This window comes from Candidatus Desulfovibrio trichonymphae (assembly GCF_002355955.1).
Lineage (GTDB): Bacteria > Desulfobacterota > Desulfovibrionia > Desulfovibrionales > Desulfovibrionaceae > Desulfovibrio > Desulfovibrio trichonymphae.
Genome location: NZ_AP017368.1, coordinates 797961 through 812747, shown reverse-complemented (window position 1 = coordinate 812747; position 14787 = coordinate 797961). Strand labels below are relative to the sequence as shown.

The 14787-nt window shown below is 54.8% G+C and carries 13 protein-coding genes; 8 read left to right on the top strand and 5 right to left on the bottom strand.

Going from position 1 to position 14787, the window contains the following annotated elements; genetic code table 11:
- Positions 1-32 precede the first annotated feature (32 nt).
- The 3 genes from RSDT_RS03955 to RSDT_RS03945 are packed head-to-tail and all read right to left on the bottom strand — an operon-like array spanning position 33 to position 3727.
- Positions 33-2492 carry an ATP-binding protein gene (locus RSDT_RS03955; RefSeq protein ID WP_096399650.1) on the bottom strand — a complete coding sequence of 820 codons (2460 nt, stop codon included), beginning with the start codon at positions 2490-2492 and terminating at the stop codon, positions 33-35.
- 9 nt (positions 2493-2501) lie between these two features.
- Complete coding sequence (gene hemC, locus RSDT_RS03950; protein WP_096399649.1) at positions 2502-3428, bottom strand: hydroxymethylbilane synthase; 927 nt, start codon at positions 3426-3428, stop codon at positions 2502-2504.
- A gap of 53 nt (positions 3429-3481) precedes the next feature.
- Positions 3482-3727 (bottom strand): FmdB family zinc ribbon protein, encoded by a 246-nt coding sequence (locus tag RSDT_RS03945; RefSeq protein ID WP_096399648.1) that lies wholly within the window; start codon positions 3725-3727, stop codon positions 3482-3484.
- A 394-nt stretch (positions 3728-4121) separates the two neighbouring features.
- Between RSDT_RS03945 and RSDT_RS03940 the strand changes: the two genes are divergently transcribed.
- The 6 genes from RSDT_RS03940 (at position 4122) to RSDT_RS03915 (ending at position 10042) form a co-directional block, all read left to right on the top strand.
- Complete coding sequence (locus tag RSDT_RS03940; protein WP_096399647.1) at positions 4122-4994, top strand: NAD(+)/NADH kinase; 873 nt, start codon at positions 4122-4124, stop codon at positions 4992-4994.
- A gap of 74 nt (positions 4995-5068) precedes the next feature.
- Positions 5069-6508 carry an Asp-tRNA(Asn)/Glu-tRNA(Gln) amidotransferase subunit GatB gene (gene gatB, locus RSDT_RS03935; RefSeq protein WP_096399646.1) on the top strand — a complete coding sequence of 480 codons (1440 nt, stop codon included), beginning with the start codon at positions 5069-5071 and terminating at the stop codon, positions 6506-6508.
- A 140-nt stretch (positions 6509-6648) separates the two neighbouring features.
- Entirely contained in the window at positions 6649-8076 is a 1428-nt protein-coding gene (gene rpoN, locus RSDT_RS03930) for an RNA polymerase factor sigma-54 (protein ID WP_096399645.1), read from the top strand.
- Between the two features lie 28 nt (positions 8077-8104).
- On the top strand, positions 8105-8644 hold the full coding sequence (gene hpf, locus RSDT_RS03925; RefSeq protein WP_096399644.1) for a ribosome hibernation-promoting factor, HPF/YfiA family: 540 nt from the start codon (positions 8105-8107) through the stop codon (positions 8642-8644).
- 9 nt (positions 8645-8653) lie between these two features.
- Positions 8654-9571: an RNase adapter RapZ gene (rapZ, locus tag RSDT_RS03920; RefSeq protein ID WP_096399643.1), complete on the top strand. Its 918-nt coding sequence runs from the start codon at positions 8654-8656 to the stop codon at positions 9569-9571.
- Between the two features lie 24 nt (positions 9572-9595).
- The gene (locus tag RSDT_RS03915) at positions 9596-10042 is read left to right on the top strand and encodes a PTS sugar transporter subunit IIA (RefSeq protein WP_096399642.1); all 447 of its coding nucleotides are present in this window, start codon (positions 9596-9598) and stop codon (positions 10040-10042) included.
- A gap of 61 nt (positions 10043-10103) precedes the next feature.
- Here RSDT_RS03915 and ettA read toward each other — a convergent pair whose 3' ends face one another.
- Positions 10104-11786 (bottom strand): energy-dependent translational throttle protein EttA, encoded by a 1683-nt coding sequence (gene ettA / locus RSDT_RS03910; protein ID WP_096399641.1) that lies wholly within the window; start codon positions 11784-11786, stop codon positions 10104-10106.
- 199 nt (positions 11787-11985) lie between these two features.
- Here ettA and RSDT_RS03905 point away from each other — a divergent pair, with 199 nt between their 5' ends.
- On the top strand, positions 11986-12903 hold the full coding sequence (locus RSDT_RS03905; protein ID WP_096399640.1) for a manganese-dependent inorganic pyrophosphatase: 918 nt from the start codon (positions 11986-11988) through the stop codon (positions 12901-12903).
- A gap of 52 nt (positions 12904-12955) precedes the next feature.
- Here the strand turns inward: RSDT_RS03905 and RSDT_RS03900 are convergent, their stop codons facing one another.
- Positions 12956-13267, bottom strand: coding sequence for a hypothetical protein (locus tag RSDT_RS03900; RefSeq protein ID WP_096399639.1), 312 nt, complete (start codon positions 13265-13267; stop codon positions 12956-12958).
- A 24-nt stretch (positions 13268-13291) separates the two neighbouring features.
- Here RSDT_RS03900 and hslU point away from each other — a divergent pair, with 24 nt between their 5' ends.
- Positions 13292-14605: an ATP-dependent protease ATPase subunit HslU gene (gene hslU, locus RSDT_RS03895; RefSeq protein WP_096399638.1), complete on the top strand. Its 1314-nt coding sequence runs from the start codon at positions 13292-13294 to the stop codon at positions 14603-14605.
- Positions 14606-14787 lie beyond the last annotated feature (182 nt).

The following is a 14787-nucleotide window of genomic DNA, read 5'->3' as shown; positions in this document are numbered from 1 at the left end:
TTCGGCAGCCTCAAGCAAGAGTTTTTTGTTTTTCATATACCTGTTCCGGCTCGCTGTTCAGCCCGCCGCACACGCTTAAACGCGTTTTGCGCGGCCGCGCCAAGACGTTCCAGACGTTTATCCACCAGTTCATAAAGACTGCCGGGGGTAAATCCGCCGTTTTTCCGACGCTGCCCGGCGGACAGCCCGGTGAGTAAAAAAAGCGCCTCTTCAATGCGCCGCACCGGCCAGATGGCGAAGCGCCGCTGTTCCACTGCGTCCAATACATCCGGCGCCAGCATCAGGTGATCCACATTGTCGGCGGGAATGATCACACCTTGTGAACCTGTCAGCCCGTGTCTGGCGCACACTTTGTAAAAGCCCTCGATCTTGCGCGTCACGCCGCCCACAGGCAGTATCTGCCCTGAATGGCTCACCGCGCCTGTAAACGCGAGATCAAGCCGGACAGGCACATCCGCCAGAGCGGAAAGCAGTGCCGCCAGTTCCGCGCCTGAGGCGGAATCCCCCTCAATGCCCGCATAGCTTTGCTCAAAATACAAGGAACCTGAGAGAATCAGCGGCTTGTTTTGGGCAAAAAGATTTGTGAGGTAGCTTTTCAGGATCATCATGGCCTTGGTGTGAATGGGGCCGCCAAGTTCCGCCTCTCGTTCCAGATCGATAATGCCTTCATGCCCCACGCCCACTGTGCAGGAAATGCGGTGCGGCAGGCCGAATTCAAAATCGCCGTGCCAGGTGACGGAAAGACCGTTGACCTGACCAACAGCCGAACCGCTGGTGCGCACCTTGATCAGCTCACGGTCGTATTCCTCCATAAAAATTTCTTCCACCAGATTGGCGCGCCAGGTGCGCCCCGCATAGGCCTCTTCAAGCACGGCGGCGCTGACAAGGGCAAAACCGCGCAGTGCGGCAATGGCGGCCGCCTCAATCATGACTTCGCGCAGCAGAGGAAATTTCAGGGAAAGACGACGTTGGTCTTCACACAGGTGCGAGCCCAGATCAATCAGCCAGGCGAGAGCTGAACGGTCAAAAGGACACAAGCCTGTTTCGGAAATAATGCCGGCAATATATTTAAGATATAGACGAATATTTTTCGCGTTGCGCTCCGCAGCATCGGCCAGATGGGCTTTAATCCGAAAAAGCTTGGAAAAACGATCGTCATTGACAAGCAGGGTCTCGTACATCTCTTCCCCGCCGATCAGAAGCACCTTGAGATTCAGGGGCAGGGGATCGGGCGTGATGCCCTTGGGGCGCGTGGCCGATTCCGGGATCTCGTCCATATCTTCAATACGCGCCGTATTGGCGTGCAGCGCGCGCAAAAGACCTTCCCAGGCGGCAAGGTGCTGCAGAATATTTTCAACATGCAGCAGCAGAAAACCGCCGTTTGCCCTGTGCAGGCTGCCGGCCTTGATCAGGGTAAAATTCGTGACAAGCGCGCCCATTTCCGACTCGCGCTCGACGCAGCCCAGCAGATTGACCGCTGTCGGGTGGTCTTCCACCACAATGGGCACGCCGGCAAGTTCGCTGTTGTCCACAAAAAGATTGGCTTCATAGCGGTAAAAAATGTTCTCCTGCATGCCGGCCGCATGCGCATCGCCGACAGACGACGCCTGCGCGCCGTCACGCGCAAGAAACGCCTCTGTATTTTTTAAGATATCCTCATGCAGGGCGGCAAAGTATTCCCCCAGACCCGTCACGAAACAAATTTTCAGCATATGGTCGCGTACGGGCGTCAACAATGCGGCCAGCACCTGCGTCATGACCTGCTGTTCCAGACCGCGTTCATTGTCATGAAAAGATTCAAGCGCCTTGTTCATGCGACGCATAAAGCCGGCCATGGACTGCACCAGACTGTCGCCCCGCCGCTTGAGATTCAAACGAACGGTGTTGTCCAGCCGGTCAAATTCCTCCTCACTCAGGCGTTTGCCATCCACCAGCGGGTGCAGCGTCAGAGCGCCGTTGTCGTCCATATCCAGAGTAAAACCCTTATGCACGGCAACAGAATTCATTTTGTGCAAAAGCCCCATGCGCACATTCTGAAATTGATTCAACAGCTTTGTGTGCTGCCTGACGTACGTTGTCGCCTCAAAACGACGTGTCAATTCTTTTTGAATATTTTCAATAAGTTCCCTTAACGACTGCCTGAATTTTTTGCCCTGCCCCGCAGGAAAAATCAGCAAAACAGGACGATCGGGATCCTTGAAATTATGCACGTACACCAGATCCGGCGGTGTTGCCGACTTGCGGGCCCTGGGGCGCAGCCACGACAAGAGCAGATGGCTGCGGCCCATATCTGCCTCGCCGGAAAGGTATACATTGTAGCCCGCGGCGGATATTTGCAGGGCCAGATTCAAGGCCTGCATGGCCCGCGGTTGAAAAGAATTGACGCCGTTGTTGCGGGGCAGCGGAACAGCACGGCTGTCCTCCCACGGAATGCGTCCGGGATCAAACGTGGCATGCAGGCGAGAGGCCGGCAATGTAACGGGAATAGGCATACGGTCAGTTCATCCCAAAAGTTTGTCCAAAATGTCACGGGCGCCCATTTTCAGCAGATTATCGGCCAATTGTAGCCCAAGAGCACCAGCGTCCGAGGCAGTGCCGGATATGTCGCCACGCAGCACGCGGCTGCCGTCCACCTCGGCCACCAGGGCGCTCAAAAACAGCGTTTTTTTATCAAGCAGCCGCGCATGCGCTGCCACAGGCACCTGACAGCCGCCCTCAAGCCCTGCCAGCAGGCTGCGTTCAGCTTCCACGCAGCATCTTGCTGAACGGTCTTCCAACGCACGCAGCACGTCTTTAAGCTCGTCGTCATCAGCGCGGCATTCAATGCCAAGCGCCCCCTGACCGGCGGCGGGCAAAAAACGGGAGACATCGAAAAAATGCATGTGCGGCGCGGCAAGATTAAGGCGTCGAACAGCCGCAGACGCCAGAATAATGGCGTCGTAACCTCCATCCTGCATTTTACGCAGGCGCGTCTCCACATTGCCGCGCAGATTTGCAATGTGCAAATCCGGCCTTACCTCCAGCAGCTGCGCCTGCCGTCGCAGGCTGCCGGTGCCCACGCTCGCCCCTTCAGGTAATGCCTCCATATCAGCGTGCCTGACGGAAAGAAAGCAGTCTGAGCTGTTTTCGCGCGAAGGCACGCATGCGAGCGTCAGTCCCGCCGGCAGCAGCATGGGGACATCCTTGATGCTGTGTACGGCCAAATCCGCCCGACCGTCCAGAAGCGCTTCTTCAATTTCCTTGACAAAAAGTCCCTTGCCGCCGACCTTGGCCAGAGGAACATCCAAAATGACGTCCCCTGTCGTTTTGATCACGCAAAGGGAAATATCAGCAACAGGGCACAGAGCCCTGAGCCGGTCTCTGACATAATGGGCCTGCCAGAGCGCCAACCTGCTGCCGCGCGTGGCGATGACAAGCTGTTTCTGCATGTCTTCCTGACGTTAATATTGCAATGAAGACGGCGAAAAATGACTCCGGCCGGCTAATGTCCGCAGCTCGCGCAATTGCCGCCGGAACACCCCGCGCAGCCGCCTGACCCTGAAGAAGATGCCCCATACCCTCCTTCTCCTTCATCGGCTGAACCACGAGATGGATAACGGGCCGAACGCGACATGAGTCTGCGCGTTTTGTCAAGGCCGCAGTCCGGGCAGGTGGGCGTCACACCGCCGAAAACAAGCTCTTCAAATTCATGGCCGCACTTTTTACAAATGTATTCGTAAAGGGGCATATCAACCTTTATTGTTTTTTGTTGCAGATACGGCTTGATGCCGCCGGATTTTCAAAAAGATAATTATCCGTCAGCCGGTAGAACAAATCCCTGCGGCGGTGTGCACTGCCTGAATAAGAAGTGTCTTCCATGATGATACCGCGAGATAAAGTTTACGTTCGATTTATCGCAGCCAGTATTATGTCAAAGAAGCCGCGCTGACAAGACGCTTCCGTAATTTAGCATAATCCGCTACAAATACAGAGTGTTATCCATAATCAGGCATAGCATGTTTATTGTATGCATTGCCGCACTGCGGCAAACAGATTGATGACGCAATACCTGTCAACATTCCCTCAGCGTATCGGGGAAATGGACTTGCGGTCACCCCTATGATAACGTATTTTGCCAAGTCATGCAAAATACCTCACGCCGCCGCGTGCTCCTTGTCTGCAAGACAGGGCATGAACGCGCTGCCCTTCTTGGTTTTGAAATACTTTGCTGGCTGCGCCGCCGGGGGCATCCCGCCGCCATGATTGACGCCGGTTGCGACAGTCCGGCATATCAGGCGAATGACCTTTTTTTTGTCATCGTGCTTGGCGGCGACGGCACCATGCTCGGCGTGGTGCGACGCCTTGCCGGACGCTCCGTTCCATTGCTGGGCGTCAATTTCGGCCGTGTGGGTTTTCTGACGGACGTCCGGCCCGAACACTGGCAAGAGCCGGTTGCGGCCTGTCTTGAGGGCATGGCCGCTGTGCGCTCCCGCATGGCGTTGCGCTGGTCTGTCGCCAGTGCCGGCATGACAGCGGCGTCCGGAACGGCGCTGAACGACGTGGTGTTAAGCCGCGGTGCCCTTGCGCGTCTTGTCTGCATCGATATTTCCATAGACGGACAGCATATGGGCGTTTTGCGCGGCGACGGCGTTATCCTTTCCACGCCCGTGGGCAGCTCCGGCTATTGCGCGTCAGCGGGCGGGCCTTTGATCCACCCCGCTTTTGAGGCGCTTATTCTCACCCCTGTCTGCCCTTTTCTCAGCGCGTTTCCTCCCGTTGTCTGCCGGAGCAGCGCCGTATTCAGCCTGCGCATCCTGCACGGCTCCACAGAATGTCACATCACCGCGGACGGACAGGAAGGCAGAATCTTGCAGTCAGACGACCTGCTTACCGTGACAGGGCTGCCTGACGCAGTATATCTGATGGGAGACGAACCTTCCTTTTTGGAACGCCTGCGCACACGGGGCGTCATAACGGACGACGCGGGGCAGGGCCGCCGCAGGGAGAAGGCCTGAGCCGCTCAGTCTGCACCGCATACGGCGATAACACAATACACGACAACATGCCCGTCGTAAAAATGGATTGACATATGACTGTATGTGAAGTCGTCATCGGCCTGGAAGTGCACATCCAACTTGCCACAGCCTCAAAATTGTTCTGCCCGTGTCCCACCATGTTCGGCCAACCGCCAAATACCAATGTCTGCGAAATCTGCCTCGGCATGCCGGGCGCGTTGCCGTCACTCAACCGGCAGGCTGTGCATTACGCGGCGCTTGTGGGACTTGCCGCAAACTGTACGATCAACCTTTATTCTGTCTTTGCGCGCAAAAACTATTTTTATCCTGATCTTCCAGCAGGATATCAAATTTCTCAATTTGACCTTCCTGTATGTGAACACGGCTGCCTGAGCATTCGGGCGGACGGGATTGAAAAAAACATCGGCATTACGCGCATTCATTTGGAAAATGATGCGGGCAAAAATATCCACGCGCAGGACGAAAACGTCAGCTATGTCGATCTGAACAGGGCGGGAACACCGCTCGTGGAAATTGTTTCAGAACCGGACATACGCTCGCCCGCCGAAGCCGTGGCGTATCTGAAAACCCTTTACGGCATTGTGACCTATCTTGGTGTGTGTGACGGAAATATGGAAGAAGGCAGCTTCCGTTGCGACGCCAACGTTTCCCTGCGTCCGGCGGGAAGCACGCGTTTCGGCATCCGCTCTGAAATCAAAAATCTTAACTCGTTCAAAAATGTGCAGCGCGCCATAGAATATGAAATCGCCCGCCAGCAGGGCATCCTGGATGACGGAGACGCCGTGACGCAGGAAACACGTCTCTATGATGCCGTCAAAAATGTTACCATTGCCATGCGCAGCAAGGAAGAAGCTCACGACTACCGCTACTTCCCCGATCCGGATCTCCTGCCGGTCACAATCAGCGGGGAAGAACTGGACGCGTGGAAAAACGAAATGCCTGAACTGCCGCATACGCGCCTTGAACGCTTTAAAGCGATGACCGGCTTGCCTGAGGCGGACATCGAGATGCTTGTGCAACACCCGAACATGGCGGATTTTTTTGAAACAGCGGCAGGCTTGTCTGACGCCAGAAAGACGGCAAACTACATGCTCGGCCCCCTGCTGCGTGAATGCCATGCCCGCAATCTGCCGGCTGATCCGGCAAAATGGGCCATGCGGCCGCAAGCTCTTGCGGAGCTTGTGCGCATTGTGGATCAGGGGCTGATCAGCGCCAAAATTGCCAACGATATTTTTGCCGAAATTTTCAGCACCGGTGCCATGCCCGAAGCGTATATCAAAGAAAAAAATCTTGGGCAGATTTCTGATTCCGGCGCGCTGGGAGCGGCCGTCGACGCGGCTGTTGCCGCTCACCCCGCAGAGACGGCCTCGTACAGGAGCGGCAAAACAAAACTGCTCAGCTTCTTTGTGGGTCAGGTCATGCGCGCTACAAAGGGCAAAGCCAACCCCGCCCTTGTCAATGAACTTCTTGTACGCAAGCTGGGTCGGCACTGATTTTCCTGTGATATCATAATTTAATTCACAGCGGATTAAAGCTAACAACCGGCCATTGCATATTTTTTACAATATGGCACACTCTTTGATAACAACTGGACAAATGTATTTTTTGAACACATTTCCAACAAAAAAACAGCATGGCACTCGAACTCAGCCAACAATTAAAACTCAGCCAGCAAATCTTTATGACGCCGATGCTGCAGCAAGCCATCGGGCTGCTGCAACTTTCACGTCTGGAGCTGCTGGAGACAGTGCAGCAGGAACTTGTTGACAATCCTTTTCTTGAAGAAGACTCCGGCGAAGACGACGCGGCGGAAAACAATCCTGAAATCCGCCAGGACGGCATTGACGAAGACGGCTACGGCAGAGAAATCAACTGCAATGCCGACTGGGAGGACTATCTCGGCGAGTTTGCCAGCACCCCTTGCCTCTTGCAGGCGCGCGAGTTTGAATCGTCTGAGGAAATTGCCCCGCTTGAGGGACGCTGCTCGGCAAAACCTACGCTGGAAAGCCATCTGCTTTGGCAATTGTGCCTTTCTACCATGAGTGAAACGCAAAAAAACATCGGCGAGGCGATCATCGGCAATCTCTCTTCATCAGGCTATTTGCAGGCGGCACTCAAAGAAATTGCGGACATGGCCTCATGTACAGTCAGCGAGGCGGGCGCGGTCTTGGAACGCGTGCAGCTTTTCGACCCTGTGGGCGTTGCCGCGCGAAGCGCGCGGGAGTGTCTGCTCGTGCAGCTCAAAAATCTGCGTTATGACCGTGACCCTGTGCTCGTTGAACTTGTTGAATCGCATCTCGAAGATATTGAAGCAAAACGATACAGGCCGTTGTTGCGCAAATTCAGGCTGGATATGAATAACCTGAAAAAATACCTTGATATCATTCAGAGTCTTGACCCTATGCCGGGAGCAAGTTTCGGCGGTGGCGAACCAACGTATGTCAGCCCGGACGTCTATGTTTACAAAATCGACAATGAATTTGTAATCCTGTTCAATGAAGACGGGTTGCCGCAATTACATCTCTCTTCTCTGTATCATGCAAAAATAAAACTCACATCAGAACAGGAAAAAGAATATTGCAGTGAAAAAATGCGTTCAGCGGCATGGATGATTAAAAGTCTTTATCAACGTCAACGCACGCTGTATAAAGTTATGGAGAGCATTGTTCGTCATCAGCAGGATTTTTTTGAATACGGCGTTACAAAACTCTCCCCATTGATTCTTAAAGATATTGCCGATGATATAGATATGCATGAATCCACAATCAGCCGTATTACAACCAACAAATACGTTGCGACGCCGCACGGAATTTTTCAATTAAAATTCTTTTTCAACAGCGGTCTTGAACTGGACGACGGTAGCCAGGTGGGCTCGGAAAGTGTGAAAGCACAGATAAAAAAATTTATTGCCGAAGAAGACGCAAATACCCCCCTGAGCGACGAACGCATCGGCGAAATGCTCAAGAGATCCCTCAAGGTCAACATCGCCCGGCGCACTGTCGCCAAGTATCGCACATCGCTTGATATTCCTTCTTCTTCAAGACGCAGGAAATATTTTTGAAGCCACGTACCACTTAAAGGAGCACAGGATGAATATCTCTTTCGCCTTCAAGAATTTTGAGGTTTCCGACCATCTCAAAAAATATGCCCGCCGCCGCATTGAAAAACTCGGACGTTTTTTCGGCAAATCCGCAGGGTTTGAGGTAAGCGTCGTGCTGACCGTGGATAAATTCCGCCACCGATGTGAAGTGACGGTTCGCGGCGAGGGCCTGCATATCAACGCATCCGAACAAACCACCGATATGTATTCGGCCATAGATCTGGTCACCGACAAGGTTGAGGCGCAGATAAAGCGTCAGGTTTCCCGCTTCAAGAAACAGCGGCGCAAAACCGCAAAATCGGATGTGGACGTCTTTACCTACAATTTTGACGCACAGGCGGAAGATACGACAGAAGTGAGCGGAACAAATCGCTTTGTCCAAAAACCCATGCACATTGACGAAGCCATAATGCAGCTTGATGTTATCGGCAGTGAATTTCTGGTTTTTTTCAACGACGAAAACAGCCGCATCAATGTTGTCTACCGAAGACGGGCCGGCGGCTATGCGCTGATTGATCCTGTATTATAGGCCGGCGATATGAAAACACTGGTCAAATCTTCCCGGCGTGACCAAACGGAAGGCTGCGCCGCAAAGGTGTGCATTGTCACCGGCCTGTCCGGCGCCGGCAAAAGCACGGCCCTGCAGGTTTTTGAAGATTTGAACTATTTTGTCGTGGACGGCCTGCCGGCAATTCTCACCCTTGAAATGGCAAACTTGATAGAACTCCACTCTATGTCGCATTTCAAGGGAATTGCCCTCGGCATGGACATGCGACAGGCCAATTTCCCGGATGAAATCAATGAGACCTTAAACGCCATGAGCAGAAAAGGCATTCGGCCCTTGTTGATTTTTCTGGAAGCCAAGCCGCAAGAACTGTTCCGCCGATACGCCACGACACGCAGACCCCATCCGCTGGAACGCGAGGGCATGTGCCTGGAAGCCGCGCTCACGGCGGAACGCGAAAGCCTTGTGCCTTTGCGTGAAATGGCGGATATAGTCATAGACACGTCGCGTTATTCCATACACGACCTGCGCAGGGCAATACAGAAACGATGGAGCGGCAGCCACAGCAAATTGCGCTCCATACGCGTCAATCTCATCTCCTTCGGCTTCAAGTACGGCGTGCCGCGCGAAGCGGATACAGTGTTTGATCTGCGTTTTCTTCCCAACCCGTATTTTGTGGAAGAGCTGCGTCCTTTGAGTGGCAAGGATCAGGCCGTGGCCGACTATATTTTTGCCTCGCCCAAAACTGCTGAATTCCGCAGCAGGCTGATTGGCCTGCTTTGTTGTATGCTCCCGCTGATGGAATCCGAGGGTCGCTACAGGGTGGCCGTGGCCGTGGGATGCACAGGCGGACGCCACCGCTCTGTTGCCGTGGCCGAAGAAATTTTACAGGTTCTGCGTCAGTCGGACTACCCTGTTTCACTGGAGCATCGTCATCTTGAACTCGGCTGACAATTTCTATCAGGAGCGCGCGACATGGCTGAAGAAAACGAAGCAAGGCAGATCGGAATCATTATTGTGTCCACTGCCGACTACGGCTCAGCCATGCTGCGCACGGCGGAATCCATTTTAGGGCCACTCAGTGACTGCAGCTCAATCAGTGTGGACGAGGAGGACAGGGTCTCCGAAATCGTCCGCCGGCTGGACGACGCGGCAAAGCGTCTCAACAAGGGCAACGGCGTAATCATTCTTACAGACATGTTTGGCGGCACGCCTACCAATCTGGCACTTGCCCTGCTCGCGGGCCATCAGGTGGAAGTGGTGACCGGAGTGAACCTGCCCATGCTGTTAAAAGTTTTTACCTCCCGCGACAAAAATCTCGACGAGCTCGCACGCGCTGTCGCGAAAGCCGGCGTCAACGGTATTGTGGTCGCCGGCAGCCTGCTGCGCGAAAAGGCGCGCGACAAGCCCGCCGAGCCGTAAAACCGGCACATGCGGCTCTCGCCGCTGCGCGTCATTGCTGCGCATTCTCTACCCCTGTGGGCTATCGCGTCAGTTTGCGAAATTTAATCCTGTGCGGCGTGTCCGCGCCCTTGCCCATGCGCTTTTTGCGATCTTCCTCATATTCCGAATAATTGCCTTCAAAATACACCACGCCGGAATCTCCTTCAAAGGCCATGACATGCGTTGCCACGCGGTCCAGAAACCAGCGGTCGTGGCTGATCACCAGCGCACACCCGGCAAAGTTCTCCAGAGCGTCTTCCAGGGCGCGCATGGTGTTGACGTCAATGTCATTGGTGGGTTCGTCCAGCAGCAGCACGTTCGCGCCTGATTTGAGCATGAGGGCCAGATGGAGGCGGTTGCGTTCGCCGCCGGAGAGAATGTCCGTTTTTTTCTGCTGGTCCGCACCGTGAAAATTAAAACGCGTGCAATAGACCCGCGCGTTCACGTCACGTCCGCCGAGCCTGAGCGTGTCCTGTCCGCCGCTGATGAGTTCGTACACGGTTTTGCCAGGCGCAAGAGACGCGCGCGCCTGATCCACATAGGCAAAAGACACGGTCTCTCCCACATGCAGCGTGCCGGAATCCGGTTTTTCCTCTCCGACAAGCATCCTGAAAAGCGTCGTCTTGCCGGCGCCGTTCGGCCCGGTAACGCCAACAATGGCCCCAGGCGGAATCAGGGCGCCGACCTTGTCCATCAACAATTTGTCGCCCAGGCTCTTGCTCACATTCTCAAGCTCTATCACTCTTTTGCCGAGACGCGGCCCGGGGGGAATGTAAATTTGTAGATCAGGCGCGCAGTTTTCGCTTTCGTGTGAGAGCATGGCCTCATAGGCGTTGATTCTGGCCTTGCCCTTCGCGTGGCGTCCCTTGGGCGACAGGCGTATCCATTCCAGTTCGCGGGCCAGGGTTTTCCGGCGTTCGGCCTCGGTCTTTTCCTCTCCGGAAAGCCGTTTCTGCTTCTGTTCAAGCCAGGAGGAATAATTGCCCTTCCAGGGAATGCCCCTGCCGCGATCCAGCTCCAGTATCCAGCCGGCTACATTGTCCAGAAAATACCTGTCGTGCGTCACCGCGATGACCGTGCCCGGAAAGGTGGAAAGATAGCGCTCAAGCCAAGCCACGGACTCGGCGTCCAGATGGTTTGTGGGCTCGTCCAGCAGCAGAATATCGGGATTTTGCAATAACAGACGGCACAGGGCCACACGGCGTCGCTCGCCGCCGGAAATTTGAGAAACAGGCATGTCGCCGGGCGGGCAGCGCAGGGCGTCTATAGCCATTTCCAGCCGGGAATCCAAATCCCAGACGCCCTTTGCGTCCATGCGCTCCTGCACTTCAGCCTGTCTGGCGATAAGGACGTCCATTTCTTCCGGTTCCATGGGCTCGGCAAAGCGGGCGTTGATGGCCTCAAACTCTTTTGCAATGGCCGAGAGCCCGCTGACGCCTTCCTCCGCCACTTCACGCACCGTGCGCGTCTCGCCCTTCAGTGGCTCCTGCTCCAGATAACCGATGCTGTAGCCGGGCGCAGGAACGGTTTTGCCGTCAAATGCCCTGTCCTCGCCGGCCAGAATTTTCAACAGGCTTGATTTACCCGCGCCGTTCAGGCCGAGCACGCCGATTTTCGCTCCGTAAAAATAAGAAAGCGATATGTCTTTCAGCACTTCTTTTTGGCCGTGCCGCTTGGTGACACGTACCATGGAATAGATAATTTTGTCGGGATCGTTACTCATTGTTTTCCTCGCTCGAATAGTGGTTCCTTTCATACGCGCAAGAGCGTATTTTTACAAGCAAAGGGCGAAAAGTAGAATCAGTGGGAGACGCAGGAGATAAAGTTCGAAAAGTCTCTTGGCATACAGAAAACTTGGTGCTAAAAAAGGAAGCGGCGCATTCCGGCAGCAATTCTCTGAAACAGAACGGAGGAAGACAAACATGTCCGCATTAGCTCTTGGTCACATGAACCCCGATACAGACAGCATTGTTGCGGCGTTGGCCGCGGCGGAACTCTATGGCAAACGCGGCTTTTCCGTTACCCCGGCGGCCCAGGGGCCTCCCGCGCCGGAAACCGAATTTGTGCTTAAAAAATTCGGTCTTACCGCGCCGCAGGTCGTCAAGGACGTCGCCGGCAAAGAGATATGGCTGGTTGACTACTCTGACCTGCAGCAGGCTCCGACCGGCATGGACTCTGCCACTGTGCTCGGCATTGTTGATCACCACAAGCTCGGCGACGTGACGACCTCTTCGCCGCTGGAAGCCTGGATATGGCCCGTAGGCTGCACCAACACCGTGCTCAGAAGCATGTATGCTTTTTACGGCGTGGAAATTTCGAAAAATATGGCCGGCGCCATGCTCTGCGCCATTCTTTCCGACACGGTTATTTTCAAATCGCCCACGTGTACGGACGTGGACAAAAAAGCGGTTGAATCGCTGGCGAAAATCGCCGGCATCAGCGATGTCAAGGCGCTCGGCATGGAAATGTTCAAGGTAAAGAGCGCGGTTGAAGGCGCATCCATGCATGATCTGGTTCACCGTGATTATAAAGATTTTGATATGAACGGCAAAAAAGTTGGCATCGGCCAGCTTGAAGTTGTGGATCTTTCCATTCTCGCCGCTGTGAAGGCCGGTCTGCAGGCTGAAATTGAAAAGGTCAAGAGCGAAGGCCGCCACAGCGTCTTTTTGCTGCTGACGGACATTATGAAAGAAGGCTCGGAAATGCTGATCGTCTCCGACGACCCGTTTGTTGTGGAGAAAGCCTTCGGCGTCAAGCCGGCCGGCAAAACCGTGTGGCTGCCTGGTATTATGAGCCGCAAGAAGCAGGTTGTGCCCAACTTTGAAAAAGCCTTCAAGTAAACGCGAGGCCTGAGAACGCAAAAAATCCGGCTTTACCGAGTTTTTTGCGTTCTTAGGCGCTGCCGTGCCACGCCAATAAACCTGCGACAGCCAGCGCCTGCCCCACAGCCAGCGTGAGATCGTAATCCAGCGCTCCCGAGGCCAGCACAAGACATGCCCCCGCGTACAAAAAAGCTTTCCAGCGAAACCGACAAAACACAAGCTGCATCGCCGCCGCAAAGAAACAGGGCAGGGGAAAGCTACAACGGGCAATCACCGACCAGCGCAATCTGCATATACGCTCCCGACGCCGGACACCCGCCGCCCGCAGCAGTGCGGCCGCGCTTGCCAGACGCGGCTGAAAACATATATGTAAACATATCACATAGGCAACAGGCAGGGATACGGCATGAGCGCATTGACTCCCCGTGAAATTGTGGCGGAGCTTGACAAATTTGTCATAAAACAGGAACAGGCAAAACGCATGGTGGCCGTAGCTGTGCGCAACCGCTGGCGACGCAGCCGTTTGGCCCCTGGGTTGCGCGACGAAGTGGCTCCCAAAAATATCATCATGATGGGACCGACAGGCGTCGGCAAAACAGAAATTGCGCGGCGGCTTGCGCGCCTTTCTGGCGCGCCCTTTCTCAAGGTGGAGGCCACAAAATTTACTGAAGTGGGCTATGTGGGCCGTGATGTCGAATCCATGGTGCGCGACCTTATGGAGATAGGCGTCCACCTTGTGCAGGAAGAGGAAAACGGGCGTGTGCGCAAAGCGGCCGAGGCGGCGGCGGAGTCCAGCCTTATGGATCTGCTCCTGCCGAATTCCTTTGCCCAGGAAGAACGTGGCGCGACCCGCGAAAAATTGCTCCGGCAATTCCGCCTCGGCTTTCTGGACGATCGCGAGGTGGAAATAGAAGTGACCGAACAGAGCGGCCCGGCTATCGACATTTTCGCCATTCCCGGCATGGAGCAGATGGGCGGGCAGATAAAGAGCATGTTCGGCAAGGCCTTTCCGCCGCGGCAGCGAAACCGGAAAATGAAAATTCGCGACGCTTTCAACGTGCTTGTGCAGGAAGAATCCGGCAAGCTGGTGGATCAGGAAGCCATTGCCGACATGGCCAGGGAACGCGTGGAACAGAGCGGCATCATTTTTATTGACGAAATCGACAAGATTGCATCTTCCTCGCAAAACCGCACCTCCGACATTTCACGCGAAGGCGTGCAGCGCGACCTGCTGCCCATTGTGGAAGGCAGCTCCGTCAACACAAAATACGGCATGGTGCGCACAGATCATATCCTTTTTATCGCGGCCGGAGCTTTTCACTTCAACAAGCCCTCGGACATGATTCCGGAGCTGCAGGGCCGTTTCCCCCTGCGCGTGGAACTGCAGGCGCTGGGCAAGGATGAATTTCTGCGCATCCTCACCGAACCTGACAACGCCCTGACCAAACAGTATGCGGCACTGCTCACTACAGAGGATATCGCCCTGAGCTTTACCGATGACGGTCTGGAAGAAATCGCGGCCTTTGCTGAAGAGACCAACTCCCGCTTGGAAAATATCGGCGCGCGCCGCCTGTATACCATCATGGAAAAAATTCTGGCCGACATCTCCTTTGACGCTCCGGACATGCCCGGCGCGAAGGTGCTGGTCAATCGCGACTTTGTCACAGGACACCTGGAGGACGTGATAAAGGACCAGGATTTGCGCCAGTATATTTTGTAACGCCGCCACGAGGAGTGAATACTCCACCTGCTGAAGCAAGTGGCCTCAATTAACAGCTAAAGCCGGCGACATCGGTCTCGCCGGTACAGATCTGCAGTAACTTCAACGCCGTTGCAAAATGAAAGTTTTTACCCCACTCACACTTTGTTTGGCTCCACAGCTCAAGAAAAAGAAATGGGGTT